This window comes from Sandaracinaceae bacterium, from assembly GCA_016706685.1.
Classification (GTDB): domain Bacteria; phylum Myxococcota_A; class Polyangia; order Polyangiales; family Houyiibacteriaceae; genus JADJJE01.
Map to the genome: position 1 here is coordinate 255976 of JADJJE010000001.1, position 17426 is coordinate 273401.

The 17426-nt window shown below is 69.1% G+C and carries 21 protein-coding genes and 1 tRNA gene; 10 read left to right on the forward strand and 12 right to left on the reverse strand.

What is annotated here, in order from left to right:
• The first annotated feature begins 6 nt into the window (after positions 1–6).
• The gene (locus IPI43_01080; protein ID MBK7772723.1) at positions 7–1134 is read left to right on the forward strand and encodes a hypothetical protein; all 1128 of its coding nucleotides are present in this window, start codon (positions 7–9) and stop codon (positions 1132–1134) included.
• A gap of 52 nt (positions 1135–1186) precedes the next feature.
• Here IPI43_01080 and bfr read toward each other — a convergent pair whose 3' ends face one another.
• The 3 genes from bfr to IPI43_01095 form a co-directional block, all read right to left on the reverse strand.
• Positions 1187–1654 (reverse strand): bacterioferritin, encoded by a 468-nt coding sequence (gene bfr, locus IPI43_01085; GenBank protein ID MBK7772724.1) that lies wholly within the window; start codon positions 1652–1654, stop codon positions 1187–1189.
• A gap of 105 nt (positions 1655–1759) precedes the next feature.
• Positions 1760–1948: a (2Fe-2S)-binding protein gene (locus IPI43_01090; protein ID MBK7772725.1), complete on the reverse strand. Its 189-nt coding sequence runs from the start codon at positions 1946–1948 to the stop codon at positions 1760–1762.
• Between the two features lie 131 nt (positions 1949–2079).
• Positions 2080–2163: transfer RNA gene (locus tag IPI43_01095), tRNA-Leu, on the reverse strand.
• A 69-nt stretch (positions 2164–2232) separates the two neighbouring features.
• Here IPI43_01095 and IPI43_01100 point away from each other — a divergent pair.
• Positions 2233–2442 (forward strand): hypothetical protein, encoded by a 210-nt coding sequence (locus IPI43_01100; protein MBK7772726.1) that lies wholly within the window; start codon positions 2233–2235, stop codon positions 2440–2442.
• A 34-nt stretch (positions 2443–2476) separates the two neighbouring features.
• Here IPI43_01100 and IPI43_01105 read toward each other — a convergent pair whose 3' ends face one another.
• The 3 genes from IPI43_01105 to IPI43_01115 are packed head-to-tail and all read right to left on the reverse strand — an operon-like array spanning position 2477 to position 4109.
• A complete protein-coding gene (locus IPI43_01105; GenBank protein ID MBK7772727.1) occupies positions 2477–3259 on the reverse strand; it encodes an enoyl-CoA hydratase/isomerase family protein in 783 nt (260 codons plus the stop codon).
• Complete coding sequence (locus IPI43_01110; protein ID MBK7772728.1) at positions 3256–3684, reverse strand: hypothetical protein; 429 nt, start codon at positions 3682–3684, stop codon at positions 3256–3258. Before IPI43_01110 ends, IPI43_01105 begins: the two co-directional genes overlap by 4 nt.
• The gene (locus IPI43_01115) at positions 3684–4109 is read right to left on the reverse strand and encodes an SCP2 sterol-binding domain-containing protein (GenBank protein ID MBK7772729.1); all 426 of its coding nucleotides are present in this window, start codon (positions 4107–4109) and stop codon (positions 3684–3686) included. Before IPI43_01115 ends, IPI43_01110 begins: the two co-directional genes overlap by 1 nt.
• A gap of 151 nt (positions 4110–4260) precedes the next feature.
• Between IPI43_01115 and IPI43_01120 the strand changes: the two genes are divergently transcribed.
• The 5 genes from IPI43_01120 (at position 4261) to IPI43_01140 (ending at position 10183) form a co-directional block, all read left to right on the forward strand.
• Positions 4261–4620: a hypothetical protein gene (locus IPI43_01120; GenBank protein ID MBK7772730.1), complete on the forward strand. Its 360-nt coding sequence runs from the start codon at positions 4261–4263 to the stop codon at positions 4618–4620.
• Between the two features lie 15 nt (positions 4621–4635).
• Positions 4636–5112, forward strand: a complete 477-nt coding sequence (gene aroQ, locus IPI43_01125; protein MBK7772731.1) for a type II 3-dehydroquinate dehydratase — start codon at positions 4636–4638, stop codon at positions 5110–5112.
• 111 nt (positions 5113–5223) lie between these two features.
• Positions 5224–5694, forward strand: a complete 471-nt coding sequence (gene accB / locus IPI43_01130; GenBank protein ID MBK7772732.1) for an acetyl-CoA carboxylase biotin carboxyl carrier protein — start codon at positions 5224–5226, stop codon at positions 5692–5694.
• A complete protein-coding gene (accC, locus tag IPI43_01135; protein MBK7772733.1) occupies positions 5694–7022 on the forward strand; it encodes an acetyl-CoA carboxylase biotin carboxylase subunit in 1329 nt (442 codons plus the stop codon). Before accB ends, accC begins: the two co-directional genes overlap by 1 nt.
• Positions 7023–7291: 269 nt before the next feature.
• Entirely contained in the window at positions 7292–10183 is a 2892-nt protein-coding gene (locus tag IPI43_01140; GenBank protein MBK7772734.1) for a tetratricopeptide repeat protein, read from the forward strand.
• Between the two features lie 19 nt (positions 10184–10202).
• On the opposite strand, the gene IPI43_01145 is transcribed toward IPI43_01140, so the two are convergent.
• From IPI43_01145 to IPI43_01155, 3 genes are read right to left on the reverse strand one after another with little or no spacing between them, the layout of a single operon-like run.
• Positions 10203–10427, reverse strand: a complete 225-nt coding sequence (locus IPI43_01145) for a TetR family transcriptional regulator C-terminal domain-containing protein (GenBank protein MBK7772735.1) — start codon at positions 10425–10427, stop codon at positions 10203–10205.
• The gene (locus IPI43_01150; protein ID MBK7772736.1) at positions 10405–10911 is read right to left on the reverse strand and encodes a helix-turn-helix transcriptional regulator; all 507 of its coding nucleotides are present in this window, start codon (positions 10909–10911) and stop codon (positions 10405–10407) included. The genes IPI43_01145 and IPI43_01150 overlap by 23 nt, the downstream gene beginning before the upstream one ends.
• The gene (locus IPI43_01155) at positions 10887–11069 is read right to left on the reverse strand and encodes a hypothetical protein (protein MBK7772737.1); all 183 of its coding nucleotides are present in this window, start codon (positions 11067–11069) and stop codon (positions 10887–10889) included. The genes IPI43_01150 and IPI43_01155 overlap by 25 nt, the downstream gene beginning before the upstream one ends.
• A 185-nt stretch (positions 11070–11254) precedes the next feature.
• Between IPI43_01155 and IPI43_01160 the strand changes: the two genes are divergently transcribed.
• A complete protein-coding gene (locus IPI43_01160) occupies positions 11255–13156 on the forward strand; it encodes a permease (GenBank protein MBK7772738.1) in 1902 nt (633 codons plus the stop codon).
• A 25-nt stretch (positions 13157–13181) separates the two neighbouring features.
• Here the strand turns inward: IPI43_01160 and IPI43_01165 are convergent, their stop codons facing one another.
• Genes IPI43_01165 through IPI43_01175 form a run of 3 tightly spaced genes read right to left on the reverse strand, consistent with a single transcriptional unit; the run spans position 13182 to position 16404 of the window.
• Positions 13182–13442, reverse strand: a complete 261-nt coding sequence (locus IPI43_01165; GenBank protein ID MBK7772739.1) for a hypothetical protein — start codon at positions 13440–13442, stop codon at positions 13182–13184.
• A 5-nt stretch (positions 13443–13447) separates the two neighbouring features.
• Positions 13448–15925 carry a cation-translocating P-type ATPase gene (locus tag IPI43_01170; GenBank protein MBK7772740.1) on the reverse strand — a complete coding sequence of 826 codons (2478 nt, stop codon included), beginning with the start codon at positions 15923–15925 and terminating at the stop codon, positions 13448–13450.
• Positions 15922–16404, reverse strand: a complete 483-nt coding sequence (locus tag IPI43_01175) for a helix-turn-helix transcriptional regulator (GenBank protein ID MBK7772741.1) — start codon at positions 16402–16404, stop codon at positions 15922–15924. Before IPI43_01175 ends, IPI43_01170 begins: the two co-directional genes overlap by 4 nt.
• A 60-nt stretch (positions 16405–16464) precedes the next feature.
• Between IPI43_01175 and IPI43_01180 the strand changes: the two genes are divergently transcribed.
• The gene (locus tag IPI43_01180) at positions 16465–16884 is read left to right on the forward strand and encodes a CBS domain-containing protein (protein ID MBK7772742.1); all 420 of its coding nucleotides are present in this window, start codon (positions 16465–16467) and stop codon (positions 16882–16884) included.
• Between the two features lie 40 nt (positions 16885–16924).
• Positions 16925–17284: a hypothetical protein gene (locus IPI43_01185; GenBank protein MBK7772743.1), complete on the forward strand. Its 360-nt coding sequence runs from the start codon at positions 16925–16927 to the stop codon at positions 17282–17284.
• The last annotated feature ends 142 nt before the right edge of the window (positions 17285–17426 follow it).

Here is a 17426-nt window from a genome sequence, read left to right on the forward strand (position 1 = left end):
CTCTATTTGGTCGGGGTCTCCGCCACGACCGCTTGCTCGCCGTTCGACGCCTCACTCGTTCCTCCGCTCGAGGACACGTCCATCGGCTGCACCGCCGGCAACACCCTGCCGCCACCGCGGCCCCCGGACAGCGCGCAGCCCGACGGTGGCACGGACGTCCCAGATTTCTGGGTCGCACTGCGGGACGTGCGCCTCGATCAGCGCACCAACGACGAGTGGGCCAACATCGGCTACAACATCGATGGGCGCTGCACGGATCTCAACAACGCGGCCACCGCCACCGAGTGCGTGCCCGTCGAGGGCCGCTCGCACGAGGTCGACGGCACCCGGGGCATCGACAACTCCTTCGGGCACAACCTCTTCCCGCTCCTGGACCTGGCCTTCGACGGCCTCGATGAGCGTGCGATCGAGGCCGAGCTGTGGGGCCTCGGGAACCCGCTCATTCGAATCCGTGGTTGGAACGGCACACCGAACGACTCACGGGTACAGATGCTGCTGACGCAGAGCGTCTTCGCGACCCCCAGCAACGCAGGGGCGCAACCCGACATCCACGTCATCGGCAGCGCTGCCTTCCTGGACGAAGCGGGGACCATGCCCGCGCCCCTGCCCATCTGGGACGGGACGGACTACTTCTGGGGCCGGGACGACACCTTCGCCGTGCCGTCCGCCTCGCCCGATCTGGACGCCGCGACGCCGCTCGTGGTCGACAACAACGCGTACGTCGCGAACGGCATCCTGGTCACCACCGTTCCTGACGGAACCGAGATCATCTTGGTGGGCGATGGGCTCGGCACCCGCGTTCGCCTGTCCGGCATGATCGCCACGGCCAACATCGCGGAGCTGAAGCTCGAGGACGCGGAGAGCATCACCGTCACCATCGCCGGCCGGTGGGGCTTCAACGACCTGCTGCGCACCGCCGAGTCGGTGGGCGTGTGCCCGGGCAGCGGTCAGTTCAACATACTTCGCGGGCAGGTGGCCTCCATCTCGGACGTGCTGTTGGACCCGCTGCCCGGAAACGTCGGCACGCAGTGCGACGCCGTGTCCTTGGGCATCACGTTCGAGGCCTATCCTGCCAACGTGGGTGGCCTCGCGCTGGGGCAGGACCTGCCCAACCCCTGCGAAGACGTGCCCTGACGCGACCGCGCCGCTCGAGCTGCGCCGCCCCCACAAGGAGGCGGCACCTCGTTCAGCGGATCTGCTGCGCCAAGTAGAGTTCTTTGCCGATGTCCCCAATGATGTGGAGCTGGGACTCGAGCCAGTCGATGCCGCCCTCCTCGTCCTTGAGGATGCGGTCGAGCAGCGCGCGCGTGCCCTCGTCTCCCACTTCACGGCACTTGGCGATGCCGCGGTTGAGGCGGTCGCGGGCGTCGTACTCCACGGCCAAGTCGAGCTTGTGCTGCTCGATGGGGTCCTCACCCACGCGCACGGGCGACAGGCGCTGCATGTTGGGGAGGCCCCCCAGCAGCAGGATGCGTCCGATGACCTCGTCGGCGTGCTTCATCTCATCGATGGACTCGCCGCGCTTCTGCTTGGCGAGCGCCACGTAGCCCCAGTCCTCGCACATCTTGTAGTGGATGAAATATTGGTTGATCGCGGTGAGCTCCGAGGTGAGGACCTCGTTGAGCAGCTCGATCACTTGGGCGTCGCCCTTCATGGCTATCTCCTTACTGGGATGGGGCGAGAGCACACGCTTTCGCTACCCCGACGCTAGTTCATGCGTGGTGCAGCGTCACGTTGATTTGTCCGGGCTGCCTCCCGCTCAGCGCACGCCCGCCATGGGGAGGCTAAAGAGCCCCTCCCGGCTGGCCTCGGCGTGCGTCTCGGCGATGAGCTCGTCCACCAGGGGACGGCAGCCGCCGCAGCGCGACCCGGCCCCGCACGCCATGGCGACGTCCAGGTGGTTGCGGGCACCCTCACGGGCGCACTTGCGAATGGTCCTGTCGTTCACACGCTCGCAGTGGCAAACCAGCATGATGCCGATAGTCTGGGGTCGACGGTATTGAAAGTCAATATCATTTGCAAAAGAACCTGCCGACCCAAAGAAAAAAGGCCAGCGCGGGTGGCGCTAGCCTTTCTGGGTGCGGACGGAGAGACTCGAACTCTCACAGATTTTACTCTACCAGATCCTTAGTCTGGCGCGTCTGCCAATTCCGCCACATCCGCAGAGCAGGGCGCGAATCTAGTGTGTTCGAGGGAGTTGTCAAGGACGTCTTTCTGCGGTCTGCTGCGTGCATGCCCGAGTGGGGATACTGGTCCTTCTTCTTCGTCGTTTCGCTCGCATCGCTGGCGGCTGCGCGTCGCCTCGACCGTGGGTCCACGCCCGGCAGCGGCGGCATCAGCACACGGCTGCCACCGCCGAGCGCCACCACCTCGAGCCTGGTCCCGCGCAGCGGACCGACAGCGCCTCCCGCCGAGCCGCTGAGCGTGCAGGTCCCCCTCTGACGGGCAACGCACCAGCCGCTGACGGCTGCTTGCGTCAGCGACCGCGGAACACGGGGCGGCGCTTCGCCAGGAAGGCTGCGACCCCCTCGGCGTAGTCCTCGCTGTCGAAGCACGCCTGGATGGCCGTGGCCACCGCCGCGTCGTCCCGCTGGGCCGAGGTGACCCGCAGCTCACCGAGGCAGCGCTTGGCGGCTCGCAGCGTGAGCGGCGCGTTGTCGGCCACCTGCAGGGCCAGCTCGCGCACGAAGTCCTCGAGCTCGGCCTTGGGGAGCACCTGGTGCACCAGCCCCATGCGCGCAGCCGCCTCGGCGTCATAGCGCCGCGCGGTGAACAGGATCTCGCGCGCGAAGGCCTGCCCCACCACGCCCACCAGGGTCTCCACGTTGGTGGCGCTGTACCCGAGGCCCAGGCGCGCAGGCGGGATGGCGAAGACCGCGTCGTCGGCCGCGTAGCGCATGTCCGCGTGCAGCGCGATGCCGCTGCCGCCGCCGATGCAGAACCCGTGGATCATGGCGATGAGCGGCTTCTGCGCGTTGCCCAGCGAGAGGAACGCGCGCTCCGTGAGCTTGTCGTAGTCGCGCGCGCCCGGCCCGATGCGGCTCTGCTCGAACTCGCTGATGTCGGCGCCTGCCACGAAGGCAACGTCGCCAGCGCCACGCATCACGATGACGCGCACGCTCTCGTCGGCGTCTAGCGTGGCCACGCGCTCGGGGATGACCTCCCACATGGCGCGGTGGATGGCGTTGCGGCGCTCGGGGTGGTCGAAGATCAGCCAGCCGATGGGGCCCTCACGCTCGAGGCGGACCTGGGCGCTCACGCGTTCACCGACATCACACGGGTGAGCCGCAGCATGAGCGGGATGTTGGCGAGCGCGCCGTAGTACGTGATGGCGCCGGCCTTCTCGGCGGCGGACAGCTCCTTGGCCACCTCGCCGCGTGGGTTGGGCAGGCCGAAGCGCCCCAGCTCCAGCATGGACATCTTCATGATGTACTCGCTGCCGGCGCGCACCGTGACATCCGGGATGCCCACGATCCCCGCATGCACGCGCACGGCGTAGGGCACGAACTCGAGCGTGACCGACAGCCCGAGGTCGGTGACCACCATGGCGACCCGTCCGCGCATGCGCATGGCGGTGGCGCGCTTGTCCGCGTGGTCGTCGAGGTTCTGCCGCAGCAGCGTGGCCAGCATGGGCGCGAAGCCGTGGTCCTCGGCCCCCGGGGCCAGCTCGATGGCGGGCTCCATCAGGCCAGGAACTCCGTGTCCACGTGCGTGGCGCTGACCACCAGCTGCCGCGACGACTCGACGAACCGGAGCATGGTGGGCAGATGCCCCTTCACCAGCTTGAGCTTGCCCTCCATCATGGACTTGATGGGGTCGAGCTTGCCCTCGAGGCAGGCGCGCCAGCGCGCGTAGTCGGCCACCACGATGAACGGCGCGCTCTGCACGGCGTCCATGCCCTTCACGAACGTGGTGCCGCGGCAGACGCCCTCGTGCACGTCCATGATCATGCCCACGTCTTCCGGGAGCCCGATGCTGGGGTCGGCCTTGATGACGAAGGCGACGGCGCCGAAGGTCCAGGGCTTCCCGTGGGTGCGGTAGCCCTCGTTGGCGTTCACCGCGTCTTGATAGGCCTTGGTCCACTCTTCAGTGGGGAACTTGAACGACATCGTGGCTCCTCGGGGTACGCGCGGCCATACCGCGCAGGGGGTCCCGGCGCAACGACACACAGCCCGGAGTCGGGCCCAGCATGGCCGCAGACCGGCACGATTACTTGACTTTCGGGGCCTCCGCGTGCGCTGATGAGGGTTCGGAGGTCCGATGTTCAGAGAGGTCCTACAAGAAGTGGTCGAGAAGACCGACGGCGGAATCGCTGCCATCCTCATGGGATACGACGGCATCCCCGTGGAGCAGTACGTCGAGGGCGACGCGGTGCTGGACGTCGAGACCATCGGGATGGAGTACAGCGTCATCTTGAAGATGATCAAGAACGCCGCCGAGATGCTGGACATCGGCGCCGCGCAAGAGGTCGCCATCCGGGCCGAGCGCATGACCACGCTGATCCGCCTCGTGACCGACGAGTACTTCCTCGCCGTGGCCGTGCGCCCCAGCGGCAACTTCGGCAAGGCGCGCTACCTCATGCGCGTGCGCGCTCCCGAGCTCGCGTCGGGCCTGGCCTGACGGCGGGCGGTCTCCATGCCCGACAAGAAGGGTAAGCCGACCAGAGCCACCGCCACTCGGCCGGCCGTGCTCGTGCTGCACGGTCCCAACCTGAACATGCTGGGGGTGCGCGAGCCGGGCATCTATGGCCACGCCACGTTGGCGTCCATCGATACGGACCTCGCAACGCTCGCGGGGCAGCTGGGCCTAGCGGTCACGTGCCGGCAGAGCAACCACGAGGGTCAGCTGGTGGACTGGATTCAGGGCGCGCGCCCCGAGTTCGCGGGCATCCTGATCAACCCGGCGGCCTATACCCACACCTCGGTCGCCGTGCGGGACGCCATCGCCGCTGCGGGGCTGCCCACGGTGGAGGTGCACCTCAGCAACATCCACGCGCGCGAGGCGTTCCGGCACCACTCCTACAGCGCCGCGGTGTGCGTTGGGCAGATCGCCGGCTTCGGGCCCGACAGCTACCTGCTGGGCCTGCGGGCGCTCGCCACGCGGCTCGCCTGAAGGGGCCCGGAGCGGGGTCGCGGGCAGCGCGCCGGACCTTACGCAGCCTGCCCCGCGCGACCGAACCGTGAAAGCTGACGCGCGCCAGGTTTTGGTGCTAGCAAGCGACTCATGGACATCGATCTTGAGCAGCTCCGCGAACTGATGCGCGCGATGACCGAGTTCCAGATGAGCGAGATGGAGCTCGAGAAGGCGGGTGAGCGCATCTCGCTCCGCCGTGGTGGGGCGGTGGTCAGCGTCTCGTCCGTGGCCACTTCGGCCGGGCACGTCAGCGCTCCCAGTGGCCCGGCTCCTGCCAGCGCCGCGAGCGTGGCCGCAGCAGCGGCCGTGGACGAGGCGAACACCCAGTGGATCACCTCGCCGTTCGTCGGCACGTTCTACGCGTCTCCCTCGCCGGGGGCCGCAGCCTTCGTGAAGGTGGGTCAGACCATCAGCCCGGGCACGGTGCTCTGCATCGTGGAGGCCATGAAGCTGATGAACGAGATCGAGTGCGAGGTCGCAGGCGTCATCGTCGAGATCACCGGCACCAACGGGAAGCCCGTCGAGTACGGCGACCGGCTCTTCAAGATCAAGGTCGCCTAGTGTTTCGCAAGGTCCTGATCGCCAACCGCGGAGAGATCGCGGTGCGCGTGATCCGCGCTTGCCGCGAGCTGGGCATCGGCACGGTGGCCGTGCACAGCGACGTGGACACCGAGGCCCTGCACACGCGCCTCGCGGACGAAGCCGTGTGCATCGGCCCGGCCGCCGCCAAGCAGAGCTACCTGCACATCCCGGCGCTCATCGCAGCCGCCGAGATCAGCGGCGCCGACGCCATCCACCCGGGCTACGGCTTCCTGTCGGAGAACGCGTCCTTCGCCAGCCTGTGCCGCGACGTGGGCCTCACGTTCATCGGGCCCAGCCCCGAGAACATGGGCCAGTGGGGCGACAAGGTGAGCGCGCGGCGCTTGGCCAAGAGCCTGGGTCTGCCCCTCATGGAGGGCAGCGAGGTCATCCGCGACACCGAAGACGCGGTGGCCAAGGCGCGCGCCGTGGGCTTCCCCGTCATGCTCAAGGCCTCGGGCGGCGGCGGCGGGCGCGGCATGAAGATCATCCGTAGCGCGGCCGAGATGGAGGCCTCGTTCCAGCAGGCGCAGCAGGAGGCCATCGCCGGCTTCCAGAACGGTGACCTCTACGTCGAGCGCTACGTCGAAGAGCCGCGCCACATCGAGTTCCAGGTCATCGCCGACGGCAAGGGCGACGTGCGCGTGCTGGGCGAGCGCGAGTGCTCCATCCAGCGTCGCCACCAGAAGCTGCTGGAAGAGGCCCCCAGCGTGGCCGTGTCCGACGAGCTGCGCCGCGACATGGCGGCCACCATCCGTCGCGCGCTGGCGGACAGCAACTACGTCTCTGCGGGCACGCTCGAGTTCCTCATGACCGAGAACGGCGAGCTGGCGTTCATGGAGATGAACACCCGCATCCAGGTGGAGCACCCCGTCACCGAGCTGGTCACCGGCGTGGACCTCATCGCCGAGCAGATCCGCATCGCGGCCGGGCTCCCCATGGAGTTCCCCAACCGCGAGATCAAGCCGCGTGGGTGGGCCATCGAGTGCCGCGTGAACGCGGAGGATCCCGTCACGTTCGCGCCTTGGCCCGGACTCATCACGGAGTACCACCCGCCCGGTGGCGCAGGCGTGCGCGTGGACAGCGGCGTCTATGGCGGCTGGCGGGTGCCGAGCGCCTACGACTCGCTGCTGGCCAAGGTCATCACCTACGGACGCACGCGGGAAGAGGCGCGGGTGCGCATGCTGCGCGCGCTGGGCGAGACGCTCATCGGGGGCATCCGCACCAACATCCCGCTGCACATGCGCATCCTCGCGCACGACGACTTCCGCACCGGCAAGCTGTCCACGCGCTTCCTCGAGCGCATGTAGGCTTCGTGGAGGCCCCCAAAGGGCGGGGGCACCAGCATTCTGGGGAAATTCGTCAGCAGACGAGGCGTCTGTGCGCGCGGTTGTTGACCGGCCCGAGGCAAGGCACGTACACTCGGCCGCAACGCAAAAATGCCGTGTGATTACGGCGTGATGCTGGCCTACCCCCTCCCGGATCCCACTTGGTCGACCGCAACAAAGTACTTGAAAACGCGCAGAAACTCGTCGCGAAGGGGAGCTACGACAAGGCGATCGCCCAGTACCAGCTGCTCGTGGACGACGATCCGCGGGACGTGCGGACGCTGCTCAAGATCGGTGACCTCTACACGAAGACGGGCGCACGCGACCGCGCGGTGGAGTCGTACGGCCGCGTCGCCACGCAGTACGCGAACCAGGGCTTCTTCCTGAAGGCCGTCGCGGTCTACAAGCAGATCCTGAAGCTGGACCCCTCCAGCATCGACTCCCAGCTGAAGCTCGCGAGCATGTACGAGCAGCTCGACCTGGTGAGCGACGCGCTCACCACGTACGAGCAAGTGGCCGCACACTATGCGCGCGCCGGAGACCTGAACCAGGCCATCGCGACGCTGGGCCGCATGGCGGAGCTCGACCCCGAGAACATCCCCGTCCGCATCAAGTACGCCGAGGCGCTCAGCAAGGTGGAGCGCACGGAAGAGGCTGCGAAGGAGTTCGAGGCCGGCGCCAATCTGCTTCGTGAGCAGGGGCGCATGGACGACTACCTCAAGGTCGCCGAGCGCCTGCTGTTTCACCGGCCCGACGTCGCGGTCTCGCGCGAGGTCGCCGAGATGTACCTCGAGCGCAACGACGCGAAGCGCGCGCTCAGCAAGCTGCAGGTCTGCTTCCAGGCCAACCCGAAGGACGTGGCCACGCTCGAGCTGCTTGCGCGTGCGTTCCACGTGCTGGGGCAGCACGCGAAGACCATCAGCGTCTACCGCGAGATCGCGCGCGTCTATCAAGACGGCAAGCGCCCCGCCGAGCGCGAGCGCGTGCTGCGCAAGATCCTGGAGCTGGACCCGAACGACGACGAGGCCAAGACGGCGCTCGGGCAGAAGCCACCGCAGGCACGCGACGCCTCCTCGCTGTTCGAAGTGCCCCCCGGAACCATCATGGCGCCGCCGAGCTCGGGTGGCGCGCCCAGCACCGAGACGCGCCTGCCCAAGCGCACCATCGTGCAAGAGCCCGAGGCGCCGGCCGACAGCCTGTCGTTCGACGATGACGCTCCCGAAATGGAGTTCCTCGACGACGACATCGATGACGTCGAGGACGACGCCGAGATCCTGATCGAGCCCGACTCCGAAGAAGAGTCCGAGCCCGCCATCTTCCTGGACGACGACAACACCCCCCCGCCCAGCCACGTCCCCGAAGAGCCCGCGCAGGTCGTGCCGGCGCCCCAGCCGGAGGCGGTGTACGCCGAGCAGCCTTTCGATGCCGACGAGCCCGTGGAGGGCTACGCGGGCTTCGTGGACCCGGCCGTGTGGCCCGAAGTCGAGCGCCTGATGTCGGAGGTGGAGTCGTTCTTGCGTTTCGGGCTGCTGGACAAGGCCCAGGCGCAGCTCGAGCACATCGTCAATCTGGCCCCTGACTACATGCTCGCGCGGCAGATGCTCAGTGACGTCTACCAGCAGAACGGCATGCTGGACGACTCGATCCAGCAGCTGCTCGACATGGCGCTGATCTGCAGCCAGATTCGGCCGGACCTGTCGGTCATGTACCTGGACGCGGTGCTCGACCTCGACCCGATCAACATCGATGCACGCATCATGCTGGGCCGCGTGAGCGTCCCCGCAGCCACCCCCGAAGTGGCACAACTGGCGCACGACGCGCCGCTCGAGCCGCACCCGGAGGAGCGCATCTCGGTGTCCAGCGAGCAGGCGCTGGACCCCCTGCCCCCAGCGGCCGCCCCCGACAGCGACGACAACGACGACGCCGGCGTGCTGTTCATGGACGAGCCGGACTCGGCACCGCACATCCAGGTGTCCGAGGCCGCACCCGTCCCCGCGCCCGAGTCCGTGCGCACGCGTCCCTCCGTGCCGCCCCCCGAGCGCGTGGCCGCCCCCGAACGCGTGGCCTCGGTGCCGCCGCTCAGCGTGCCCAGCGTGGTGCCCGACATGGGCCTGAGCGAGTACCCCGACGCGCTCACCATCGCCCCGCCCGCAGCGGCCGTCAGCGCCAGGTTCGAGTCCGAGATTCCGGACGCGCCCACCGTGCAGCGCGACGTCACGCCCGAGGCGCTGGTGGCCACCGCGGCGGACCCCGAGCTGGACGAGCTGCTCGCCCCTGCACCGGCAGAGCCTGAGGAGCTCTTCGCGGAAGAGGCAGCCGAAGCCCCTGCGGCGCTGGCTCCGGAGCCCGAGCCTCTGCAAGAGGAAGCGGAGGAAGAAGAAGTACCCGAAGAGGTCGCGGAGGGCCTCGAGGAGGCCGAATTCTTCGTGGCCCAGGGCCTGTACGACGACGCGCTCGCGAGCCTCGAAGATCTGCGCGAGGAGTACCCCGACTCGGCCGCGCTCGCGAAGCGCATCGCCGAGATCCGCGCGGCGTCGGAGGGCCCCGCCGAGGACCTTGCAGACGAGAGCTTCGCGCTGGCCGAGAAGCTGGCCGAGGAGCTGGAAGAGGAGCCGCCGGCCGCCGCGGGTAGCGACATCCTGGACGTGGAGCAGGTGTTCGCGCAGTTCAAGAAGGGCGTGGAGGAGCAGGTCGACGAAGCCGACAGCGACACGCACTTCGATCTGGGCATCGCCTACAAGGAGATGGGGCTGCTCGACGACGCCATCAGCGAGTTCCAGGTGGCCATGCGCAACCCCGTGCGCGAGTGCTCCTGCAACACCATGGTGGGCCTCTGCCGCATGGAGCAGGGCCGCACGCAGGACGCCATCAACTCCTTCCGTGCCGGGCTGCACTCCGAGAACAAGAACGAGCGCGAGGAGCTGGCGCTGTACTTCGAGCTGGCCAACGCGTACGAGCTCCTCGGCGACAGCAATGAAGCGCTCTACTTCTTCGAGAAGGTGCGCAAGCGCGACGCCGTGTTCCGCGGCGTGTCCCAGCGCATCCGCAAGGTGCAGGCCGCCATGGCCGCTGCTTCGGAGCCGGACGCCTCCGACGAAGACGAGCTGGACGCCGCGTTCGACGACCTGCTCAGCGACGACTGAAGCGGGCCAGGAGCGTGCTTCAGCCCGCGTCCACGACAGGGTCGAGCAGCTGACGCTCCGCGAGCAGCTGCGCGATGTGCTCCGGAACGCAGAACATGCAGACGAGCTCGCGCTGCATGCGGCGGATGACCTCCGAGGGCGGGACGCGCATGCCGTCCTCCAGCCAGTCCAGCAGCCGGACCTGATGCGTGGCGTGCATCAAGCGCGTCATCAAGCGCGGGTCACCCGGCGCGAACAGGCCCACCGCGATGCCCTTCTCGAAGCCTCGCGTGACGAGCGCGGCGCCGCGCCGCGACGTGTCCACCTGGCCCTGACTCGCGAGCAACGACTCCTCGGCCCACACGTTGACGTGACTGAGGATGCGCAGGTAGTCGGGGTGATCCATCAGGTAGCCCGCGTAGGCGGCCACGCCCCCGAGCAGGCGGTCCAACAAACCCGGGCGCGACGTGGGTGGGTTCGAGACCACCTGCGAGGAGCTCGGCACCATGTCGCGTGTGCACCGCCTCGTAGAGCGCTTCCTTGCCCTCGAACAGCTCGTACACGGTGCTGGTCGAGACCTTGGCGAGGGCCGCCACGTCATGCATCTTGGCGGCGCCGAACCCGCGCTCCGCGAACACCCTCTCGGCCGCATCGAGGATGACGCCGCGGGAGAGCTCTTGGCGCGCCTGGCGCATCCGCGCCTTGGTGGACGCGGGGGCCAGACTCAGCCGACCGCGGTCGGTGGCCACGGGCGATTGACTTGCGCCGCGACCGCCGCCGCCAGCTCGGCGGAGATGGGCTGGTCAGGCTGATACCCCGCCTGCTTCTTGAGCAGCATCTTCAAGTATGCGGAGGAGAACTTCAGCAGCGAGGAGAGCTCGGAGAGGTTGTAGCTTTGCTCGGACATGAACGAAGAATGACCATTCCACGCAGGGTGCGTCAAGGGTGAAATTTTCAACTCGCTGAAATTGCAGCGAAAATTCGATATACGCAGTACACAATCGGGCACGTAGCGCACCACGCGGCGGCGGCGCACACTCCCCGCCCGCTCCGCCGTACGGGTCCATGACGCTCGCCTATTCCTTTGCACTCTTGTCCACCTTGCTCGGCACCGCCCTGGGTCTCCTGGGCGGTCATGGTCGCCTAGCGGGAGGGCTGCGCAGCTTCGCGTTCGTCGCGGCGATCACCGTGGTGTTCGGCCAGTTGCTGCCCGAGGCCCTCACCGAAGCGGGGCTCGTGGTGATGGTGGTGTTCGCGGCGGGTGTCGTTCTGCCCCGCCTGCTGTTCCGGCACCAGCACCACCATGGCCACGCTCATGGACCTGGGGCTGCCGATTGCGGCCCGAGCGACGACGACGAGACGGAGGCGGACGAGCGCGCACGCACGAAAGCGGGCCTCTGGCTGAGCTTGGTGGCCATGATGCTGCACGAGGTCGGTGACGGTGTGGCGATCGGCACCTTCGCGAGCGGCGCGCACGCGGAGCACCTGCACCTCGAGGTGTTCTTCGCCATCGCGGCGCACACCGTCCCGGTGGTGGCGCTGCTGGTGCAAGCCTTCGTGCCGGTGTGGGGCCGCACGGTGGCGTTCTTCCAAGGTCTCGCGCTGGGCCTCTCGGGCGTGCTGGGCGTGGCGGTGGCCGGGGCCGTGAGCGAGACGGCTGCTGTCACGCTGACCCCTTACATCACCGCGTTCGCGGCGGGGCTCTTGATCCACGTGGTCTCGCACGACCACAGCACCGCAGGCGTGCGCACGCGCGCCGCGCGGGTGGTGGACGTGCTGGCCGTGATCGCCGGCGTGGCGCTGGTGTCGCAAGGCGGCCACGCGCACGGCGAGTACAGCGGAGAGATGCACGACGAGGTGGCCATGGGCGTGAGCCACGCGCTGCTGGACTTGAGCCTCGAGACCGCGCCCGCGCTGTTGCTGGGCCTGGTGCTGGCCGCCGCGGTGCAGTCGCTGGGCCACCGCGTCCCGCTCGCGTTCTTGCAGGCTGGTGGCTCGCTCCGCCAAGCGCTGCGCGGGGCTCTGGCGGGTGCCCCGCTGCCCATCTGCGCGTGCGGTGTCCTGCCGGTGGCGCACGCCCTGCGCAGCCGCGGCGCGGGAGCTGCCTTCGTAGTGGCCTTCCTGCTGGCCACGCCGGAGCTCGGCGTGGAGAGCCTGCTGCTGACCGGCCGCTTCCTGGGCTGGGAGTTCGCCCTGCTCCGGCTGCTGGGGGCGCTGCTGTTGGCCATCACGGCCGCGCTGGTGGTGGGGCGCGTGCTGGCCGGCCGCGATCACGCGCCGCCGGCCCCTGCCACGGACTTCGAGCTGGGTGCCGGCGAGTCCCGCTGGCAGCGCGCGCTCACACAGCTCGACGAGCTGTTCGTACACATCCTGCCCTACACCATGGTGGGCCTGCTGGCCGCGGCCTACGTCGAGGTGGCGCTCGATGCGGACACGCTGAGCGGCCTCACCTATGGCTCGCTCGACATCCTGGTGGTGACGCTGGTTTCCGTACCGGTCTACGTGTGCGCCGCCAGCGCAACGCCCCTCGCGGCGGTGCTGGTGGCCAAGGGACTCTCACCCGGCGCGGCGCTGGTGGGATTGCTGCTGGGACCGGCGACCAACCTCGCCACCCTCGGCTTCATGCGCGCGAGCTTCGGCATGCGCGCCACCGTGGGCGCCACCATCGCGGCGGTGGCCGTGACGTGGGTCCTGGCGTTCGGCGTCAACGCCAGCGCCCTGCTCCCCTCGGTGGGGCTCGACGGCGGCGAGGAGCACGCGCATGGAGTGCTCTCGTATGGCGCCTTGGGGCTGCTCCTCGTGTGGGCGCTGCGCAGCGTCTATCTGCACGGCGTGGACGCGCTCTTCGAGGGGCTACGCCTGAACCAGGGCGGGTCCGGCCACCGGGACGGCGACCACGGTCACGCTGCTCACGGACATGCGCACGGCGACCACGGTCACGGTGCGCACGGTCACGGGCATGGTGGACACGACCACGGAGGTCACGGCCACTGAGCCCGTGGCGCGCCCATGCGGTGTGTCAGCTGGCCTTCGACATCGCCCCGCGCGCCGCGGCCATGATGTCGCTCGCGCGCTCGGCGAGACCCTCGGAGTCACCGACCACCTGCTCGAGCAGACCGTCGAGGAGAGGGCGCAGCTGGGTCAGACGCTCACGGACGTAGGGCGCGATGGCCACCCCGACCGCGACGCCGAAGGCCACGTACTGGGCCTTCTCGCCGAGGCTCGGCTCGCGCGTGCCCTTGCCCTTGCCCTTGTTCTTCTTTTTCTTCTTCTTGGACATTGCGTTCAGCCTTTGTCGGGTGCCCAGCCTTCGCCGGATGCGAGCTCGCGGTTGAGGGAGTGTCCCAGTCGGAACGAGTTGAGCACCACCGCGATGGTGCTGAGGTTGTGCACGATGGCCGCTGCGAAGGGCGTGAGGTTGCCCATGGAGCCGGCCGCGATGCCGAGCGCGTTCACGCCGATGGACGCCGCCAGGTTGGTGTAGATGGTGCGCAGGGTCTTGTCGGCCACGTTCATGGTGGCGATGACGAGGCCCAGCTCGTCACGCGCCAACGTCACGTCGGCGGTCTCGATGGCCAGGTCGCAGCGCCCGCTGCCCATGGCGATGCTGAGGTCTGCGTGGGCGAGCGCCTGGGCGTCGTTCACGCCGTCACCCACCATGGCCACGCGGTGGCCGGCGGCGCGCAGCGTGTCCACCAGGTTGAACTTGTCCTGCGGGAGCTGCTCGGCGAGCACGTCCTCGGGAGCGAAGCCGAGCGCGGCCGCAACGGCCGTGACGACCGGGGCGCGGTCGCCGCTCGCGAGGATCACCCGGTGGCCTCGCGCGCGCAGGGCATCGAGCACCGCTCGCGCGTCGTGCCGCACGGCGTCCTCGATCAGCGCGCGCCCGAGCAGGGTGTCTCCGCGGGCGAAGAAGGCCTCCGAGCGCTGTCCGGAGTCGAGCCCGTCGAAGCCCGTGAGTGAAATACCCGCGGCGGCCATCAGGCGTGCGTTGCCCACGCGCAGTTCGCTGTTCGAGAACCGCGCGAGCAGCCCCTGCCCCTCGATGGTCTGGACGCTCTCGACGGGTTCGAGCACGGCACCAGCGTCACGCGCGAGCGTCACGAGCGCCTGCCCGAGCGGGTGCGTGGTGTGTTGTTCGGCCGAGCCGACGAGGCGCAGCACCTCGGCGCGCCCCAGCTGCTCGCCCGCGGGCGTGAGCTCGAGCGAGGTGACGCGCGGGTTGCCCTCGGTGAGCGTGCCCGTCTTGTCGAAGATGAGCGTGTCCACGCCGGCGGCCGTCTCGAGGTGCAGGCCACCCTTGACCAAGATGCCGCGCCGCGCGGCGCTCCCGATGGCCGCGGCCACCGCCGTGGGGGTAGCCAGGCCGGCAGCACAGGGGCACGCGATGACCAGCATGGTCACGCTGCGGCGCCAGTCCCGCGTCACGAGGAACGTGAGGGCGGAGATGCCGATGGATACGGGAATCAGCTTGGAAGCGAAACGCTGGCCCACGCGCTCCACGTCGGCCTTGTGTTCGCGCACGTTCTCGATGGCGTCCACCATCTGGGCGATGACGGTGGCGTCCGACTCGTTGGTGACCTCGATGACCAGGTCGCCGCGCACCAGCACGGAGCCAGCGTAGACGTGGTCGCCCACGCGCTTCTCCACTGGCGTGGACTCGCCCGTGATCACGGCCTCGCGCACCAGACCCTGGCCCTCGCGGATGAGGCCATCGAGCGGGACGCGCTCAGCGTCCATGACCCGTAGCTTGTCACCACGACGCACGTCGCTGACGGCCACGCGCAGGGCACCTTGCCCCTCGGTCACGCGCCACGCCTCCGACGGCGTGAAGTCCATGAGCTCTTTGATGGCCGCGCGGGAGCGCCGGATGGTCATGGCCTCCAGCAGACGACCGAGCCGGATGAGCACCACCACGCTGAGCCCGGTGATGCTCTCGCGCATCAGGAGGCTGGCGATGACGGCGATGGAGATGAGCGTGTCGTCGGTGGCCTTCTTGCCGGGGCCCAGGGTCTTGGCGCCATCACGGAAGATGGGATAGCCGAAGGCGATGGTGGCGAGCGCGGCCAGGTCGCCGAGGGGGTTGCCGCCCGTCATGACCCCCGACCGCAGCCGCTTCCGCAGCATGTAGACGAGCAGGCCGCCGCTGACGGCGAGGTTCCAGATCTCGCGCCGCACCCCGGACTCCGTGGCCAGCGCGGAGTGATCGTGGCCCGCCGCGCAGTCGCCGCCCTCGTCGGTGCACGAGTCCTCGTGGTCGTGTTCGTGTTCGTGACCGTGACCGTGACCGTGACCGTGACCGTGGTCGTGCTCGTGGTCGTGCTCGTGCCCATGAGCGCCCGCGGCGTGCCCGCCCTTGGCCTGGGCCTGCCGGGTCTTGCGCGACGCAGGCTCGTGGTGGTGATGCGCCAGGTCGCAGTAGCCGTGCAGGCGCGCGAACTCGCCCACGCCCCGCAGCACCGCCGCGGCGACCGCCACCACGTCGTGCTTGCTCACGTCGAACGTGACCAGCGCCGTGCGCGTGCGCGGGCTGTAGCTCTGCAGCGAGAGCCCATCGAGCGGGCTCAGCTGGCGCCGCAGGCAGTCCTCGAGGATCTCGTCCCCCGGGAAGTCCAAGCGGAAGCGCACGCGGCCCGGCAGCACGGACGTGGGCCGCACGCGCTCGAAGAGGTGGTGCATCCACGTGTGGCCTGGCGCGGCGCCCTCTTCGCAGGGCTCACCCGGCAGCGTCACGCAGTCGATAGCCTCGACGAGAGCGCTCATCCTTCGTCCTCCTCTTCGCCCGCGTCTTCGCTCGTGGCGGTGGGCTCGTGCTCGTGCAGGGCGTGGTCGAGCGCCGTGCGGATGAGCTCCGCCACGTGCTCGTCCGCCACCGTGTAGTAGATGTGCTTGCCGTCACGACGACGACGCACCAGCGCGTCACCCCGCAGCCGCCGCAGCCGCTGCGACACGGTGCTGAGCGCCTCGCCGGAGGAGTCCGCCAGCTCGCCCACACAGAACTCGCCGTGCGTGAGCTTCTCGAGCAGCGACAGCCGAGCCGTGTCACCGAGCGCGCGGAACAGGTCTGCCGCGCGCTCCAGCAGCGGGGCGGGTGACAGCGCGCCGAACGACGCGGGCGCGTGCACGTGGTCTGACGCCGCAGACCCGGCTGAGGGTTCGGGCGACGCAGCGTGCTCCACGTGCGGATCGGAGTCTCGATGCCGCGCGGCGCCCCGCCCGAGCCGTTGACCTGCATAGTTCATCAGTTGATGAAGTGATTACACAGGGCGCCTCGGAGTGTCAAGCGTGGCATCATGCGCCGCATGAAAGCGATGCCGCGCGTGGCCCGCCTGATGACGCCCTTCCCCTACTCGCTCGACGCCAACGCCGACGTATCCACCGCGTGGGCCATGATGGAGGAGCACGGCATCCGGCACATCCCGGTGACCCAGGGCGAGACCGTGCTGGGGGTAGTCAGCGAACGCGATCTCTGGCGCTGCCAGGCCGAGGGCCGCCACGACATCGACATGGGCGGGCTGGTGTCGGCGGCGCCCTTCATCGTGGAGTGGAGCGCGTCCTTGGCGGAGGTGGCCCGCGAGATGGGGGCCCGCAAGATCGGCTCGGCGGTGGTGCTGCGCGACGGACGGCTCGCGGGGATTTTAACCACCACGGATGTGTGTGTGTACCTGGCCGAAGTGCTGGAGGAGCACTATCACTCCCCTACGACCGACGACGCCGCATAGCGCCTTCGAACTCCATGAATCCATGGAAAGGACGGTTCCCATGAGTCAGACCAAGCCCGAGACCAAGCGCCCGAACTCGACCAGCGGCATGTCCCGCCGCGTCTTCCTGCACCGCGGCACCGCGCTGATCGGCGGCGCCGCCCTGGCGACCACGTTCCTGGGCTGCGGCGGCAGCGAGCCCGAGGGCTTCGTGTGCACCACGGGGCTGACCCCCCAGCAGACCCAGATGCGCCAGACCATGTCCTACACGGACATGAGCGCCGACGCGACCAAGCTCTGCAAGGACTGCAACTTCTTCCCGGCCGGCGCGCCGCTCACCGCCTGCGGGGAGTGCACGCTGCAGCTCGGCGCGGTGCACCCGCTGGGCACCTGCACCAGCTTCGCCCCGCGCCAGAGCTGACACCAGCCGGCCGCCGACTCCCCGTTCGCCCGCCCACGGAGCCCACCGTCGGCGGGCGTCGCATTTCAGGCCCCGCGACGGGCGCTTCGGGTTGCGTGAAAGTGAAACGTGTTCTATTTTGCGGTCTGCGCGCGGCGAGGCT